A 15,432-nucleotide genomic window follows, 5' to 3' on the forward strand; every position below is an offset into this window, starting at 1 on the left:
TGGCCAGCAGAAGAAATGGTCACGCGCCAACCCTGGCACAACCGCCAGCCGATATCACGAACCGACACACAAGAGATCTAGCCCTGTAGTACTAGCCGTTGCCCTCTCAGCCCGGCGTGCCGCGTTCCAGGGCACGCCATGCGAAGGGCTCTGGTCGAATCTCGTGGACACTGGTCGCCGGTTCGAACTGGTGGTCGGATGTTGAACGTGAAATATATAGCTGACTGCGTATTGCGAGGGCCACGCTCGACATGCGTCTCGAGCCAAGGTGGCCTGAACATTCGCGATCCGGACTTCTAATCAATCGTGAGTCACCCGTTCGCGTGGAACTGTAGGTGCGCTGAACTATCGGGTGAGGACGATCAGTCGGCTGTAAGGAGAGCTACTCTGTGTAGTACTGACCGCGCCGATGCCCTCCTATGCTCCTCCGTATCGCTTGACAGAGTGACGATCTTGTGTCCGCGACTTGCTATCAAGTGAACATCGGCGGTTCTACCAGTATGAATCAAAAAATACGTGTGGCGAATCACGTACGTTCCGTAACCGGTGTCGGTGCCTTCAAGGCTGCGCTGGGCGAATTGCGGACCAACATCTCGCTGTGATGTTGGTCACGTACTCGTACGGCGCTGCAGCGCTCCTTGACCAGCCAAAAGAGTGAATTACACGGGCCATACGAGGCGCGCTGAAAGCCTGAGGCGACGACGTTGAGGCCTGCTGAAAGTCCGACGCGTTGACTTTGCTGACGTACTGCGGTGAAATTGCCGCCGTCGCATCGGGTTCACGATTAGCAATGGCCGACTACAAGTAGTAGTGGGTTGTGGATCAGCGACATAGGTCGGATGAAACGGTTCGGTTCCGGGTGGAGATACCCACTAGGGGCCGGACCAGGAGAGTGGCCACTCTCCCGATCCGGCTTACCTAGGGTGGACAACCCTGCTGCCAGTCAACACCTAGAAGACTCGCAGGGCGATCCGACCGTAGCGACTGGAAGCGCTCGGGCCAACTATCCGACGGTTCGGGCGCTTCTTCGCGCTGTCGCCGTCTTCTGGATCGCCGTCCGTACCAGCCATCTCGGATACTGCCACTTCTTTGACCTTCTGTTGGGGTCACCTCCGACGCCATGCTCGAACTGCCGGAGGTATACCTATCCGGCCGACAGGGCGAGGGGCGCCGTGTGAGAAGAGGCAGTGCGGAGCAGCCTAGAGTGAGGCGTGCCAAGTCATCCACTCGACATGGACTATGCCTCCCGTGACACCTTTGGATCGTATCCGTGTCGACGGCGTTGATCAGCGACGATGTTGATGTTCCCGGGGAGTTCCCGCGCTCCATTGTGATGTATATCTCATATCGAACGTTATATAACTATTGAGTAACACCTCGACTTGGTGTCGGGGTTAGCGCGCCAGAAAGTCACTGGTTATCGCCGCTTCCCGGTGGCGCCGTCGCGGATATTGATCACTTGGCGTGCGAATTATCGAAAACTCACCGGTAACGTCAGCTTGGCTTACGGACCAACCCGGTGTATGCGGCCACCGCGAGCGTCGCCAGTGCCCATACCAACGCCTGAAGTGCCCAGATCGCGTACGTGAAGGTCTGCCCCCACCGCGTACCGGTGTCGAGATCGCACCTGGCGCGGACGCCGGTCGTCCCGAGAGGGAGCCCGCGGTCGAACGCGAGACCGATGAGTTCGGCGGTAGAGCAGCGTGTATCGGAATTCGTGGCGGAGGCTGGCTGCACGTGTTCGGCGGCATGGTGGCCCGGGCGGGTGGGGACCTGGCCAGCTACGTACCCCAGTCCGCCGACGACGGCGAGGACGAACGCCAGGGCCGCGACGAGGCGGTGGGCGCGGTAGCCGTACCGACCCAGCCAACCCCACAGCCGGTGCCGCGCACGCCCACCCCTGCCGCCGAGAGCCTCGGGCGTACGGCGCCGAAGGTCTTCCTGTTGGGTGATGAGAATCTGGCGCGCGTTGTTGTCGTGCCCCGCCCCCCGCTCTACCGCAGCCAACTGCTGGTAGGGCTGCGGTGAGTACGCGGGTGTGTGGTGCACGAGGAGATGCAACCATTCTCGCCATGGCGCGGACTCCAGGCCGGAGAACACCAGGCCCCTGGCGTTCAGCTGTCGCTCGTGGTCCGTGCAAGGCTCCCGCGTCACCCGTGTACTTCGCGCCGGGCACATCACTCGTGCGGGTAGAACCAACTCCTCTCCGACATTGGTCAGACTGAGGTCCAGCAAGCGGCCCGAGCTGTGCCTCAGCTCCTTCAGTGTCAGGTCCGCACATCCACCGATGTGTGCGCCGACCAGACGGATGGTGTCGTGCTTGCCCGACCCGCCGAACACGGCGTTGTGTAGGAACGCGTCGCTGTCGACGCGCAGGCCGTCAGCACCCAGTGCGGGGCCGGAGCCGTTGGTGACCTCACTGGACTCCAGATCGAGCTGGCCACCGATGTGCGCACCCCGCAGCCGTATCGTTCCGTCCTCGTCCGTGCCATGCATGCTCACCTTCCGCAGGGACAGCCGGCCGCTGGTGCGCAACCTGTCCGCGTACAGGGCCGGGCCGGACCTGTTGGTGACCACGCCGTCGTCGAAGCTGAGCTGGCTGCCGATGTTGGCGCTGGTCAGTCGTACCGCTCCGGTCTCGCCGGTGCCGCACACGGTCACCTTTCGCAGTGACACCCGGCCACCTGTGTGAAGACCGTCGGCGACCATGGCGGGGCCGGCGTCGTTGGTGATCACGCCGTCTTCGAAACTGAGCTGACCGTCGAAGTCGGCGCTGATCAGCCTCACCGTTCCCATTTCGCCCGTTCCGTGCATGATCGCCTTCCGCAGGGACGCACGGCCCTTGACATGAAGGCTGTGGGCGACCAGTGCTGGACCGGCCTCGTTGGTCACCACGCAGCCTTCGAACCCGAGTTGGCCGCCGATATCGGCGCCGACCAACCGAATGGTCCCTTCCTCGCACGCGCCGCGGACAACCGCGTCGCCGAAGGACGCGTCGCCGGCCGTCCGCAGACCGTCGGCGTGCAGTGCAAGACCCGTGTCGTTGGTGATTCTGCCGGCTCCGAGATCGAGTCGGCCACCGATGTGAGCGTTACCAAGCCGAACCTCGCCGCGGACGGTTATGTCGCGCAGGAGCAGGTTGTTTTCGGTACGCAAACCCTCGGCTGAAAGGCGCGACGTCACACTGCCACCCAGGTCCATCTCCCGCAGACGTGCGTGATGACAGACGACGCCCTCCGACAGCACGCAGTCGTGCAGCTGCAGTCCCGCGACGGCGTTGACATGGGCCAGATCTAGCTGGCCGACCACCCGAACACCGCGAATACGTAGACCATGGGGGTCCAGCTCGCCTTGCCTGCCCATCAACAGGTCTCGGACCAGCTCTGCCCGCACCAGGAGTCGTGGATCATTCGTGACCGCGAGCGCCTCTACTCCAACCGAGATTTCTGGCTCGGCCCTCGATCCGCGTTGTGCGGCATTGATGATCGACAGCTCGATTGGGCTCAATTGGCCCAATGTCGACTTGGTCACACGATTAGTGTCGACGGGCGCCCGGTGCACGTAACAGATTTCTTGTGTTGGCTGCAGATACCGAACTGTCGCATTTACCGGCGAATGCCGTTACCGATCATGGGCCGCGTCACGAGCCCGGGACCGTCAAGCCGGTCTCGTACGCCACTATCACCGCCTGCACCCGATCCCTCAGCCCGAGCTTGCTCAGCACGTTGCTGACATGCGTCTTCACCGTGTGCTCGCTCACCACCATCGCCTCGGCTATCTCCGCGTTCGTCAGGCCCCTGGACAGTAGGCGCAGCGTCTCCTGTTCCCTCGCCGTCAACACCGCCAGGCGATCCGCCGACGGCACCGACACCGCCCGACCACTGAACTGGGCGATCAGCTTCCTCGTGATCGACGGCGCCAGCAACGCCTCCCCGGCCGCCACCACCCGCACCGCGTGCACCAGGTCATCCCTGCGGACATCCTTCAACAGGAACCCGCTCGCCCCCACCCTCAACGCCTGGTACACGTACTCATCGAGGTCGAACGTGGTCAGCATGATCGCCAGACAACTGGTCTCCGCGCAGATCACCTTCGCCGCCGCTATGCCGTCCATCCCCGGCATGCGAATGTCCAGCAACACCACGTCCGGCGCGTGCACACGAACGGCCTCGATCGCCGACTCGCCGTCGGCCGCCTCCGCCACCACCTCGATGTCCGGCTGCGCGTCCAGGATCATGCTGAACCCCGCCCTCACCAACTCCTGGTCGTCGACTACCACCACGCGCACCGTCATCGTGTCGGGAACCTCGCTGTCACGCGGAAACCCGGGCCGTCCGTGCGTGGGCCCGCCGTCGCCACCCCGCCGCACGCCGTGGCTCGTTCCTGTATGCCTATCAGGCCGTTTCCCTTCCGGACCACGTCCGGTGCGGTGCCGTCGTCGGTGATCTCGATCGTGACCGCATCCGTCTCCCAGCCCAGGTGGATCTCGGCTCGGGTTGCCGCCGCGTGTCTGATCACGTTCGTGATGGCCTCCTGGGTGATCCGGTACACCGCCAGCTCCACGTCCGGCGCCACCGGGAACGGTCGGCCGGTCGTCTCGAACCGCATGTCACTGGCCGCCACCAGTGTCGGTAGGTCCGCCAGTCTGGGTTGCGGGGCAGCTTGTGGCTGCTCGTCCGTGTGCAGCACCTGCAGGATCCGTCTCAGCTGGACCATCGCGTCCCGCCCTGCCGACGCGATCGCCTCGAACGCCGCCTCCGCCTTCGCCGGGTCCCTCTTCAGCATCACCGGGCCCGCCTCCGCCTGGACCACCATCAGGCTCACCGCGTGCGACAGGATGTCGTGCATGTCCCGGGCTATCCTCGCCCGCTCCCGCTCGGCCGCCCGCTCCGACTCCACCTCGCGTTCGTGCTCCAGGCGTTCGGCGTGCGCTCGGGACGTCGCTGCCGCTCGGCCCGTCGCGTAGACCGCCACGAACAGGACCGCCACCCGCAGCGCCGTCTGCGACGAGTTGAGGATCAGGCTCCCGCCTACCGTCGCCACCAGCATCGACAGGCGCAACCAGCGTGGCGACCGCACCGCGACGCTGTACGCCGCGATCAGGCCGCCGTACCAGATCGGCTGGTCGGGGACCGTGCCCGTGAAGTCGTACAGCGACGTCGCCAGCAGGCTCGTCAGCAGCGCGGTCACCGGCGCCTGCCTACGCCACAGCACCGGCACCGCCGACACCACCACGACCACGTAACCCCGCCAGTCCCACGTCCTCTCCGAAACCAGGAACGGCCACAGCTGCACCGCGACCACCAGCACGGTCAGGCCCACGTCGAGCCACAGCGGGCGGATCCGGCCACGAAGAGACACGCCGTCCATCCTCGCTCACACGCGTGCGGGCTCGCGCTGGATCCGCTTCGCGATCGACACGAACGACACCATCAGGGCCGCCGCGCCGACCGGGATCAGGTCCTTGCTGACCAGCGGCATCACCAGGTCGACTACCAGCAGCGCCGCCGTCCACGCCGGGATGCGGCGCAGGAGGGCGAGCCTGGCCACCAGTACGAACTGTCCGAAGTAGAACAGGTACGGGCCGACGTCGTACACGGCCAGCGAGACGAACGTGTTGCTCTTCAGGCCCCGGCCGAACTCACTCATGGCCGCGTGGTCCTCGGCCAGCAACCCGTTCACGATGTCGATGCCGAACTGGACGAACAGGCACAGCGTGCCGACCGTCGCGATCACGACGGTCGCCGTGGCCAGCGTGTCCCGGCCCGCCAGCCGCCACAGGTGGACGAACACGAGCTGGAACGCCACCAGTGCGGCCATGAAGATCAGGTGCCCGGTGGTCCACGCCAGGCCGGGTCCCCGGACCCCGTCCAGGCCGTCGAGGATGCGGATCACCCCGTAGGTGAAGGTCAGCAGCGGTGCCGCGACGAAGACTGTGCGTGCGTTCATGCCGCACAAGCCTGGTTTCCCGGCGGCTACGAGGGATCGCCGGTGAGAGCGATCTCCCGACTCCGTCGCACGGGTGAGCCGGGCGGGATCCTCGCGGCGATCTGCTCGCGGGCGTGCGGGCACTCCTCGAAGCTCGCCGGGCAGGACAGGGCGTGCTCGACCAGTTCCTTCGCGGCCTCGGCCTGCGCTATGCGGCGTCGCAGCACGGCCAGGTGCCTGCGCAGGACGCCGTTCTGGTCGCCGCCCGACAGGAACTCACGCAGCTGCCGCAGGCCGAGGCCCGCCTCCCTGCTCATCAGGATCAACGCGACACGCGACAGGTCCGCGTCGTCGTAGCGGCGCCTGCCGGTCTCGTCCCTGGCCGGGCTGAGCACGCCCATGCTCTCCCAGTGCCGCAGCACGTGCGGCGCCACCCCGAACCGCTCGGCCACCTCGCCGATGCTTGACATCATGTGTACCTGAACCCCCACGGTTGTCCCATGAGCTTCTTCCTGTCCGGCACGGTCGCCGAGGTCGAGGATGTCACGCCCCGCATCCGCCGCATCCGCATCGCCGGGGACTCGCTGCGGGACCTGCGCTGGACGCCCGGCCAGCACGTCCGCGTGCGGGTCGGCACCCTCACCCTGCGCACGTACTCGATCTGGGACTACGCGGGCCACCTCGACCTGTGCGTCCTCGACCACCCCGGCGCAGGCCCCGGCGCCCGCTGGGCGCGCGAGGTGGAGGTCGGCGGGCGCGTCTCGTTCACCAGGCCGGACGGGCGGTTCGTGGTCCGTGACGACGCGCCCTACCACCTGTTCGTCGGTGACGCGACCGCGTCGGTCGCGTTCGGTGCCATGCTGCGCGCACTGCCAACCGACGCCCGCGTGTACGGGGTCGTCGAGGCGGCGGATCGTCTCACCCTGCCGCGCGAGCTGACCTGGACGGACGACCTGCTCGGCACGCTCGCGGCACTCGACCTGCCCGACGAGCCGGGCGTCGCCTACCTCGCGGGCGAGGCGAAGGCGTGCCAGGCCGCGCGTCGCCACCTCGTCCAGGACCGCGGCTGGCCACGCCGGTCGGCGGTCGTGAAACCCTTCTGGACACCGGGGAAGCGTGGCATGGACTAGATCGCCAGGCGGACCGCGCTCAGCAACTCGGCCAGCCGCGCGTCGTCGGCGCGGGACGGGAGATGGACGGCGTAGTAGGGCACCCGGGGCAGGTCGGTGATCTCCCGCGCGGTGAAGCCGGCAGGCGGCCGGACACAACCGTTCACAATGGACAGTCCGACGCCCAGCGTGACGAAGTGCAGCGTCAGTGGCCAGCCCTCGGCCTCGATGGCGAGCGCCCAGTCGACCTCGGCCGCCCGCAGCGCCCGCTCGACGGTCCGCCGGTGGGGACGGTTGGCGGGCGGCAGCACCAGGGAGACCCCGGCCAGGTCGCGCAGGGTCAGCTCGGCGTGGCCGGCGAGCGGGTGGTCGACGGGCAGCACGAGCGTCTGCGGGTAGGAGGCGAGCAGCACGGTGGTGACGTCGTCCGGCAGGACCTCCAGGACGCCGATGCCGAGGTCCACCCGCCCGGCCCGCACCGAGGCGAGCATGCGGGCACTGTCGCGGTTGACCAGCCTGAGCGGGCGGAACGTGCGGACGACCTCGCCGAGCAGGTACAGGTAGGCGCCTTCGCCCGCGGCCAGCGTGAGGGGTCGCACCGCCTCGGCGTCGCGGACCTCGGTGAGGAACGCGGCCATCCGCGCGTCGAGGTCGCGTGCGAAGCGTGCGACGGCTTCGCCCTCCGGGGTGAGGGTCAGGGTCCTGCCGCTGCGCTGGTAGAGCGGGCGACCGACGGTGGCCGCCAGCTTGGCGACCTTCACGTGCAGCGCGGGTTGGGAGAGGTGCAGCGCGGCCGCGGCACGCGTGAAGTTGAGATGGTCCGCGAACACGGCGAACGCCGCCAGCGCGTCCGTCTGGATCATAGCCAGAGACTATAGCTCGGCCGCCGGTCAATAGTTCTCTTCGAGTCCAGGATCGATCACCGTGGAGGACGTGAACAGACGACCAGGACTGGGGGTCGACTTCGGCCGGGTGATCCACGGCGCGGCGGCCCCGGACGGGCCGGAGGACACGGTCTTCCTCCGCGGCACCGACGAGGAGGCCCTCGTCTCCCCGGCGACGGCAGGCGCCTTCGAGGTGCTGCCCGACCTCGTGTCCCGCTTCGACGGCCGCGTCTGGGTGATCTCCAAGTGCGGACCCCGCATCCAGCGGCGCACCCTCGCGTGGCTGGACCACCACGACTTCCACGGCCGCACCGGCATCCCCCTCGGCAACGTCCGCTTCTGCCGCAGGCGGGAGGAGAAGGCGGGCCATTGCGCCAGGCTGGGGATCACCCACATGGTCGACGACCGCATCGACGTGCACCGCGCCCTGCTGGACACCGTGCCGTACCGCTACCTGTTCGGCCGACAGAAGGGCCCCGCGCCCGACTGGGTGCACCACACGCCGACCTGGGCCGACCTCCGCGACGCGATCGTCAGCGACCTCGAAGCCCAGCGAGGAAGTCGTCGACGAGGCTGAGCTGTCGTGCGGGCGGCAGGCGCTGCGGGTCGAAGAGCGCCTGCACCACCAGGCCGTGCGCGAACGCGGCCGCCGACACCGCGACGTCCTCCGCGTCGTCCGACGCGGCCAGCTCCCCGCGCTCCTGCGCGTCCACCACGCACACCCGCAGCCGCTCCCGCCAGCGCACGTACCGCTCCCGCTGCGCACTCGACAGCGACGCGTCGCCGAGTGCCGCGTCCCAGAAGCTCACCCACACGCGGCTCATCGCCACGTTCTCCGGCGTCGTCGGCAGGACGTTCACCAGCGCGACCCGCAACGCCGCGAGGCCCGGCGCCTCCGCACGCAGCATGGGCCGCGAGTCCGTCCGGTCCGCCGCGACCGAGTGCGCGTACCTGACCAGCTCGTCCTTGCCGGTGAAGTAGTGCGTCAGCATGCCGGTGGACGCGTCGAGCTCTGCCGCCACCGCGCGCATCGTGAGGCCGCCGAAGCCCTCGGCAGCCAGCACGCGCCACACGGCCGCCGCGACGTCCGCGCGCCGTGCCTCGTGGTCACCCTTCGCAGGCATGCTGGTAGGGTACATAACAAACGTTTTGTACGGAGGTCGACCCATGCTGTCACTGCGGCTCACCGACGACGCGGAGCTTCGCGCGCTGGAACCGTGGCACGCGGACGAGTTCGCCAGGCACGTGGCGGCCGCCGAGGAGCACCTCGGCGAGTGGCTGCCCTGGGGCCGCACCGCGAACACCCCCATCGGTGCGGCGGCGCTGCTCCAGCGCTACGCCGACCAGCAGGCGCGGGGCGAGGGCCGCATCTTCGGCATCTGGGTCGACGGCAAGCTCTCCGGCGGCACCCTGTTCCGCGTCTGGGACAAGGTCAACGACCTGTGCGAGGTCGGCGTGTGGCTCGCGCCGGAGGTCACCGGCCGCGGCCTCATCACCAGGGCGGTCACCGAGATGCTCGACTGGGCGATCCACGTGCGTGGCATGCACCGCGTCGAGTGGCGCTGCTCCTCGGCCAACGAGCCGAGCCGACGGGCCGCCCAGCGCCTCGGCATGACGCTGGAGGGGACCCTGCGGCAGGCGTTCTGCCTCAACGACAAGCGGCACGACGTCGAGGTGTGGTCGGTCCTCGCGACGGAATGGCCTACGACGCGGTGACGCGCTCGTCGTAGGCGTGGCGCGCGTCCACGATCGCGCCGCGGTGGTGCTCGGCCCACTCGGTCAGCGTCAGGAACGCCGTGCGCAGCTCGCGGGCCATCGGGGTCAGCTCGTACTCGACACGCGGCGGCACCGTCGGGAACACCGTTCGGGTCATCAGCCCGTCGCGCTCGAGGTTGCGCAGCGTCAGTGTCAGCATGCGCCTGCTGACACTGGGAATCGCGCGTTCCAGCTCGGTGAAGCGGATCGGCCCACGCGTGGCGGCGACCATCACGAGGATGCTCCACTTGCCGGCCACCCGGTCGAGCACCTCCTGCACCGGACACGCCTCTGCCTCTACCTCGGCGGACACATCGGTGTTACTCCGGGACATAGAAGTGCCTCCTTCCGTCGACAGCAATAGTCACAGATCATTTCTCCTGTTACAAGTGGTGCACCTTTGGAGGCGCAGGGGAATGTCTCGGTGGTATGCGTTGGCCGTGTTGAGCGCCGGCACACTGATGATCGTCGTCGACCAGACCGTCGTCAGCGTCGCCCTGCCTGCGATACGCGCTGACCTGGGCTTTTCCGGGACGGGCCTGGCCTGGGTGGTGAACGCGTACGTGATCCCCTTCGGGGGCCTGCTGTTGCCGGCGGGCCGCCTCGGTGATCTGTTGGGCCGCAGGAGGATGTTCGTCGCGGGCATGGCCGTGTTCACGGTGGCGTCACTGCTGTGCGGGCTCGCGCCGACGGCCGGTCTCCTGGTGGCCGCGCGCTTCCTGCAGGGCGTCAGCGGCGCGATGGTGTCCGGCGTCGCACTGGGCATGGTCGTCGCGCTGTTCCCCGTGCCCGCCGAGCGCGCGAAGGCACTCGGCGGGCACAGCTTCGTGCAGGCGTCCGGCGGCTCGATCGGCTCGCTGCTCGGTGGGGTGATCACCCAGACGGTGTCGTGGCCGTGGATCTTCTACCTGAACCTGCCCATCGGCGTCGTGGCCCTGTTCTTCGCGCTGCGCCTGACGGCCGACCGAGGAGTGGCCCGCGGGCGTGGCCGCGGTGGCGCTGCTGGGCGCGTTCGTCCTGCGGGAGTCGCGGACGACCGCACCACTGCTGCCCCTGCCGGTGGTCCGCCGCGTGGCCGGGGTGAACGCCGTGCTGGCACTGCTGGCCGCGGCCATGTTCGCGTTCCTTTTCTTCGTGGTGCTGTACCTGGTGTCCGTCGGGTACTCCCCGCTGGAGACGGGCCTGGCGATGGTGCCGACCGCGGTCTCGATCGGCGCCGTGTCACTGCTGCTGTCCGCCCGCCTCAACACGAGGTTCGGCGAACGCCCTGTCCTGCTGGCCGGGCTGGGTCTGATCGTGTCAGCGCTGGTGGTGATCGCCGCCGCGCCGCCCGCATGGGTCGTCCCGGCCACGGTCGTGCTCGGTGTCGGCTTCGGGGCGGCGATGCCTGCGCTGATGGCGCTCGGCATGTCCACCGCGACGGAGGCGGACGCCGGACTGCTCTCCGGTGTCCTCAACACCAGCCAGCAGCTCGGTGGCGCGCTGGGTCTCGCGGTGCTGGTCGCGGTGACGACCGGCTATGCACAGGCCTTCGCCCTGGCGGGGGCACTCGTGGCAGGCGCGGCGGTCACCACCGCGTTGGTGTTGCGCGGGAGCAGGTCGCTCATCAATTATCGATCGTGAGAGCGCGTCGATCCCCGGGACTTGACCAGGTGGTGAATTACGTTCAAGCTGTCTCGCGCTCGGGGTCCCTGTTCCAGGTGAAGGACGATAAAGACTTATGGCGCTGCCCAAGTTTCCCGAAGGATTTCTCTGGGGTGTGTCGAGCTCGGCCTACCAGGTGGAGGGGGCGGCGGACGAGGACGGACGCGGACCGTCCACCTGGGACACTTTCGCGGCCGGCTCCGGCAAGGTGCTCGGCGGGGACACCGGGAAGACGGCCACCGACCACTACCACCGCTATCGCGAGGACGTCGGGCTCATGCGGGAGCTGGGTGTCGACTCCTACCGATTCTCCGTCGCGTGGCCCCGGGTCCTGCCGGAGGGGCACGGCGAGGTCAACAAGGCGGGGCTCGACTTCTACGACCGGCTCGTCGACGAGCTGTGCGCGAACGGCATCGCGCCGGCCGTGACGCTCTTCCACTGGGACACGCCGCAGCGGATCGAGGACGCGGGCGGCTGGCTCGAACGCGACACCGCCTACCGGTTCGCAGACTACGCGGCGATCGTCGGCGAGCGGCTCGCGGACCGGGTGGCGATGTGGATGCCGCTCAACGAGCCCATGGTCGTGACGATCTTCGGGCACGCGGTCGGGGTGCACGCGCCGGGCCTCGAACTGCTGTTCGAGGCGCTTCCGGTGGCCCACCACCAGCTGCTCGCCCACGGTCTCGCGACCACCGCGCTGCGGGCGGTGGGCGCGTCCAACATCGGCATCGCCAACCACCACGTGCCCGTCTGGCCCGCGTCGGACAAACCGGGTGACCGCAGTGCCGCGACCCTCTACGACGGGCTCGTCAACGAGCTGTTCGCCGCGCCGATCCTCGCGGGCCGGTACCCGACGGGTGAGCTGGCCGCCGCCATGCCGGGTCCCGTCGCCGAGGACCTGAAGATCATCTCGACGCCACTCGACTGGTACGGCGTCAACTACTACATGCCCAGCCTGGTCGCCGCGCCCAGCGCGTCGTCGGCGCCGACGATGATCGACCGCCTCGAGATGCCTGCCGGGCTGCCGTTCGACTTCCCCGTGGTCGAGGGCTACCCCATGACCGACTTCGGCTGGCCGGTCGTCCCGGAGGGCCTGCACGAAGTGCTGCGCATGCTCGTCGACCGGTACCCGGACATGCCGCCGATCTACATCACCGAGGGCGGCTGCTCCTACGACGACGAGCGGCACGACGACCGGCGCGTCGAGTACCTCGACGGTCACCTGCGGGCACTGCACAGGGCCGTCGAGGACGACATCGACGTGCGCGGCTACTTCGTGTGGTCCATTGTGGACAACTTCGAGTGGGCGGCGGGCTACTCGCAGCGCTTCGGCCTGGTGCACGTCGACTACGACACGCTCGACCGCACCCCGAAGGACTCGTTCTACTGGTACCGCGACATGATCAGGGCGCAGCGGTGACCCAGGTCGTCACCGAGCCGACCACGCCGGTACCCGCGCGCTGGACCGGTTTCCTCGCGCTCGCGACCCTCGGGTTGTTCACGGCGTTCTACGGACCCATCCAGGTACTGCTGGCCGAGCAGGCGAAGGCGCTGGCACCGGACGACAAGGAGATCGTGCTCGGGCTCGTCTCCGGTCTCGGCGCCGCGTTCTCCGTGGTGGCGAACCCGTTGTTCGGCGCGATCTCCGACCGCACGACGTGGCGTGCGGGCAGGCGGAAGCCGTGGACGGTCATCGGCATGCTCGGCGCCGTCGCGAGCCTCGCGCTCCTGTCCGGGGCGCCGACCGTGCTGGTCATGATCATCGGCTGGTGCGCGGCGCAGTTCACGCTCAACGCCATGCAGGCCGCCATGTTCGCGGCGGTGCCGGACGAGGTGCCGCACCGGCAGCGCGGCATGGTCGGCGGCTGGCTCGGCGTCGGTCAGACGCTCGGCATCGTGGTCGGCTCGCTGCTCGCCGCCGAGACCGGCGGTATCGCGGCCGGATACCTCGTGTGCGCGGGGTTCCTGGTCGTCGCGACGATCCCGCACCTGCTGCTGCGCAGGAACACCGTGACCGAGATCGTCGAGCGGCCGCGTCTGTCCGTCAAGGACTTCTGGATCAGCCCGAGGCAGCACCCCGACTTCGGGTGGGCGTGGCTGACGCGGGCCCTGCTGAACCTGAGCAACGCGATCGCGATCGTGTACCTGCTGTACTACCTGCAGGACGTCGTGGGTTACCCCGAGCCCGACAGCGGCGTGTTCATCCTGACCGCCGTGTACGCGGTGACGCTGTTGTTGACCGTGGTCGCGGGCGGTGTGTGGTCGGACCGCACGTCACGCAGGCGCGTCTTCGTGTGCTGGGCCGGGATCGTGATGTCGCTGGCCTCGCTGCTGCTGGGGTTCTGGCCGACGTGGACCGGTGCGATCACGGCCGCGGCCGTGCTGGGACTGGGTTTCGGCGTGTACCTGTCGGTGGACTTCGCGTTGATGACCGAGGTCCTGCCCGCGGCGGGCGACCGGGGCAAGGACCTCGGCGTGATCAACGTCGCGAACTCGCTGCCGCAGGTGATCGCCCCGGCACTGGCCGCGCCGATCGTCACGTACCTGGGCGGCTATCCGGTCCTCTACGTACTGTCCGCGGTCGTCGGTGTCGTTGGCTCCGTCCTGGTGTTCCGGATCCGTTCCGTGGACTAGTGCTACCGTTGGTGGCGGCGAAAGCCCCGGACGAGCGCGTCGTACCCGGTCATGCGAAGACGACGCAGTGGTGTGGTCACATTGCTGCGGAGGTTCGTCATGGCGTGGCTCGCGCTTGTCGTGTCCGGTCTGTTCGAGACGGTATGGGCTGCGGCGCTCGGGGTGTCGCGCGGGTTGTCGAAACCCCTGCCCAGCGTCATCTTCGGGGTCGCACTCGTGATCAGCATGGCCGGACTCGGCTACGCGCTGCGGAGTGTGCCGGTCGGCACGGGATATGCCGTGTGGGTCGGCGTCGGTGCGGTCGGCACGGCCGCCTACGGCATGGCGGTACTGGGTGATCCGGCCACCGCGGGCCGGATCACGTGCCTCGTGCTGATCGTCGCGGGCGTGGCGGGACTCAAGGTCCTCCACTGACCCCGCACCGGGACCACACCCTGAGACACGTCTCAGGGTCGAACCAGGGAGATCGCCGGATTCCGAACCGCGTGCCGGCCAGCAGACTCCGTGGCAGGGAGAAAAGGAGCGGGTACATGGAGATCACCGGGCTCGTCACGGCCATAGTGTTCGGCGCGATCATCGGGGGTTTGGGGCGAGCGATCGTGCCGGGGCGGCACGAGATGTCACTGCTGGTGACCATTCTGGTCGGCATAGTGGCGGCGGTGGCAGGCACGGGGGTTGCCGAGCTGATCGGCGTCGCGGACACCAGTGGCATCGACTGGACCGAGCTGGCGCTCCAAGTGATCTTCGCGGGCGGGGCCGTCTCGTTGCTGAGTGGCGTGCGACAGCGCACCAACGCGAAGTAAGCACGCAATTTGGTCAGTTTCGCCCGTAAGTGCCCCTTCTACCTGGGTATAGTCCCCGCAACCGGGGGAAATGCCGAGGTGGGAGGGGCATACGCGCATGGGCGACTTCGTTGGTGCCGCGCTCTCCTATCCCGCCGTCATCCTCACCGCCCTGCTCGTGGTGGTCGTTCTCTACTGGCTGCTCGTCCTGGTCGGCACGCTCGACGTCGAGCTCGGTGACGCCGACGTCGACCTCGGGTTCGGACTCGGCGGTGTGCCGGTCACGGTCACCGTGTCGATACTGACCGTCGTCGCCTGGTTCGTCGGGCTCACCGGCACCGTGCTGATCGACGGCCTCGGTTCGCCACTCGACGTGATCATGGGCATGTTCGTGCTCCTGGTCGCGGTCGCCGCCGGGCTCGTCGCGGCCCGGCTCGCCGCCCCGCCGCTGCGCAGGCTCTACGTCCCCGGTGGGGAGGCCTCCCGGGGCGACTTCGTCGGCCGCGTGTGCGTGATCCGCACCGGCCGGGTCACCGGTGACTTCGGGCAGGCCGAGGTGGCCGCCGCCGACGGCTCGTCCGCGATCGTCCAGGTGCGGCAGACCGGCGAGCACGAGCTGGCCAACGGACACCGCGCACTGATCTTCGACTACGACATCGACGGCGAGTTCTTCTGGGTCGCGCCCGCCTGAAGGGG

17 protein-coding genes, 1 pseudogene and 1 riboswitch are annotated in these 15,432 nt (G+C 68.3%); of the genes and pseudogenes, 10 read left to right on the forward strand and 8 right to left on the reverse strand.

The window, feature by feature from the left end; all coding sequences use genetic code 11:
• Nucleotides 1–1,494: 1,494 nt before the first annotated feature.
• From CLV71_RS25385 to CLV71_RS25405, 5 genes are all read right to left on the reverse strand, one after another.
• Entirely contained in the window at nt 1,495–3,531 is a 2,037-nt protein-coding gene (locus tag CLV71_RS25385) for a hypothetical protein (RefSeq protein ID WP_133905356.1), read from the reverse strand.
• Nucleotides 3,532–3,640: 109 nt separating this feature from the next.
• Nucleotides 3,641–4,294 carry a response regulator gene (locus CLV71_RS25390; protein WP_133905357.1) on the reverse strand — a complete coding sequence of 218 codons (654 nt, stop codon included), beginning with the start codon at nt 4,292–4,294 and terminating at the stop codon, nt 3,641–3,643.
• Entirely contained in the window at nt 4,291–5,361 is a 1,071-nt protein-coding gene (locus tag CLV71_RS25395) for a histidine kinase (protein WP_208297757.1), read from the reverse strand. Before CLV71_RS25395 ends, CLV71_RS25390 begins: the two co-directional genes overlap by 4 nt.
• Before the next feature lie 15 nt (nt 5,362–5,376).
• On the reverse strand, nt 5,377–5,949 hold the full coding sequence (locus CLV71_RS25400; protein ID WP_133905359.1) for a hypothetical protein: 573 nt from the start codon (nt 5,947–5,949) through the stop codon (nt 5,377–5,379).
• 26 nt (nt 5,950–5,975) lie between these two features.
• Nucleotides 5,976–6,401 (reverse strand): MerR family transcriptional regulator, encoded by a 426-nt coding sequence (locus CLV71_RS25405; RefSeq protein WP_133905360.1) that lies wholly within the window; start codon nt 6,399–6,401, stop codon nt 5,976–5,978.
• Between the two features lie 27 nt (nt 6,402–6,428).
• On the opposite strand from CLV71_RS25405, the gene CLV71_RS25410 reads away from it, so the two are divergent.
• A complete protein-coding gene (locus CLV71_RS25410) occupies nt 6,429–7,058 on the forward strand; it encodes a siderophore-interacting protein (protein ID WP_133905361.1) in 630 nt (209 codons plus the stop codon).
• Here the strand turns inward: CLV71_RS25410 and CLV71_RS25415 are convergent.
• The gene (locus tag CLV71_RS25415) at nt 7,055–7,900 is read right to left on the reverse strand and encodes a LysR family transcriptional regulator (protein ID WP_133905362.1); all 846 of its coding nucleotides are present in this window, start codon (nt 7,898–7,900) and stop codon (nt 7,055–7,057) included. The genes CLV71_RS25410 and CLV71_RS25415 overlap by 4 nt on opposite strands.
• A gap of 70 nt (nt 7,901–7,970) precedes the next feature.
• Here CLV71_RS25415 and CLV71_RS25420 point away from each other — a divergent pair, with 70 nt between their 5' ends.
• Nucleotides 7,971–8,498 carry a hypothetical protein gene (locus tag CLV71_RS25420; protein ID WP_243866704.1) on the forward strand — a complete coding sequence of 176 codons (528 nt, stop codon included), beginning with the start codon at nt 7,971–7,973 and terminating at the stop codon, nt 8,496–8,498.
• Here CLV71_RS25420 and CLV71_RS25425 read toward each other — a convergent pair.
• The gene (locus tag CLV71_RS25425; protein ID WP_208297758.1) at nt 8,455–9,045 is read right to left on the reverse strand and encodes a TetR/AcrR family transcriptional regulator; all 591 of its coding nucleotides are present in this window, start codon (nt 9,043–9,045) and stop codon (nt 8,455–8,457) included. The two genes, CLV71_RS25420 and CLV71_RS25425, sit on opposite strands and share 44 nt — an antisense overlap.
• 43 nt (nt 9,046–9,088) lie before the next feature.
• Here CLV71_RS25425 and CLV71_RS25430 point away from each other — a divergent pair, with 43 nt between their 5' ends.
• Nucleotides 9,089–9,637 carry a GNAT family N-acetyltransferase gene (locus CLV71_RS25430; protein ID WP_133905364.1) on the forward strand — a complete coding sequence of 183 codons (549 nt, stop codon included), beginning with the start codon at nt 9,089–9,091 and terminating at the stop codon, nt 9,635–9,637.
• On the opposite strand, the gene CLV71_RS25435 is transcribed toward CLV71_RS25430, so the two are convergent.
• Nucleotides 9,624–10,010, reverse strand: a complete 387-nt coding sequence (locus CLV71_RS25435; RefSeq protein ID WP_133905365.1) for a winged helix-turn-helix transcriptional regulator — start codon at nt 10,008–10,010, stop codon at nt 9,624–9,626. The genes CLV71_RS25430 and CLV71_RS25435 overlap by 14 nt on opposite strands.
• A gap of 127 nt (nt 10,011–10,137) precedes the next feature.
• Between CLV71_RS25435 and CLV71_RS49465 the strand changes: the two are divergent.
• The 7 genes and pseudogenes from CLV71_RS49465 to CLV71_RS25465 form a co-directional block, all read left to right on the forward strand.
• Nucleotides 10,138–10,581, forward strand: a pseudogene (locus CLV71_RS49465) (MFS transporter); the annotation flags it as partial.
• A gap of 79 nt (nt 10,582–10,660) precedes the next feature.
• A complete protein-coding gene (locus CLV71_RS49470; protein ID WP_243866705.1) occupies nt 10,661–11,299 on the forward strand; it encodes an MFS transporter in 639 nt (212 codons plus the stop codon).
• A 97-nt stretch (nt 11,300–11,396) separates the two neighbouring features.
• Entirely contained in the window at nt 11,397–12,740 is a 1,344-nt protein-coding gene (locus tag CLV71_RS25445; protein WP_133905366.1) for a GH1 family beta-glucosidase, read from the forward strand.
• The gene (locus tag CLV71_RS25450) at nt 12,737–13,954 is read left to right on the forward strand and encodes an MFS transporter (protein ID WP_133905367.1); all 1,218 of its coding nucleotides are present in this window, start codon (nt 12,737–12,739) and stop codon (nt 13,952–13,954) included. Before CLV71_RS25445 ends, CLV71_RS25450 begins: the two co-directional genes overlap by 4 nt.
• 11 nt (nt 13,955–13,965) lie before the next feature.
• A riboswitch (guanidine-III (ykkC-III) riboswitch) is annotated at nt 13,966–14,023 on the forward strand.
• A 30-nt stretch (nt 14,024–14,053) separates the two neighbouring features.
• Nucleotides 14,054–14,368: a DMT family transporter gene (locus tag CLV71_RS25455; RefSeq protein ID WP_133905368.1), complete on the forward strand. Its 315-nt coding sequence runs from the start codon at nt 14,054–14,056 to the stop codon at nt 14,366–14,368.
• A 116-nt stretch (nt 14,369–14,484) separates the two neighbouring features.
• A complete protein-coding gene (locus tag CLV71_RS25460) occupies nt 14,485–14,757 on the forward strand; it encodes a GlsB/YeaQ/YmgE family stress response membrane protein (protein WP_133905369.1) in 273 nt (90 codons plus the stop codon).
• A gap of 97 nt (nt 14,758–14,854) precedes the next feature.
• Complete coding sequence (locus CLV71_RS25465; RefSeq protein WP_133905370.1) at nt 14,855–15,427, forward strand: hypothetical protein; 573 nt, start codon at nt 14,855–14,857, stop codon at nt 15,425–15,427.
• Nucleotides 15,428–15,432: the final 5 nt, after the last annotated feature.

The organism is Actinophytocola oryzae (assembly GCF_004364325.1).
Lineage (GTDB): Bacteria > Actinomycetota > Actinomycetes > Mycobacteriales > Pseudonocardiaceae > Actinophytocola > Actinophytocola oryzae.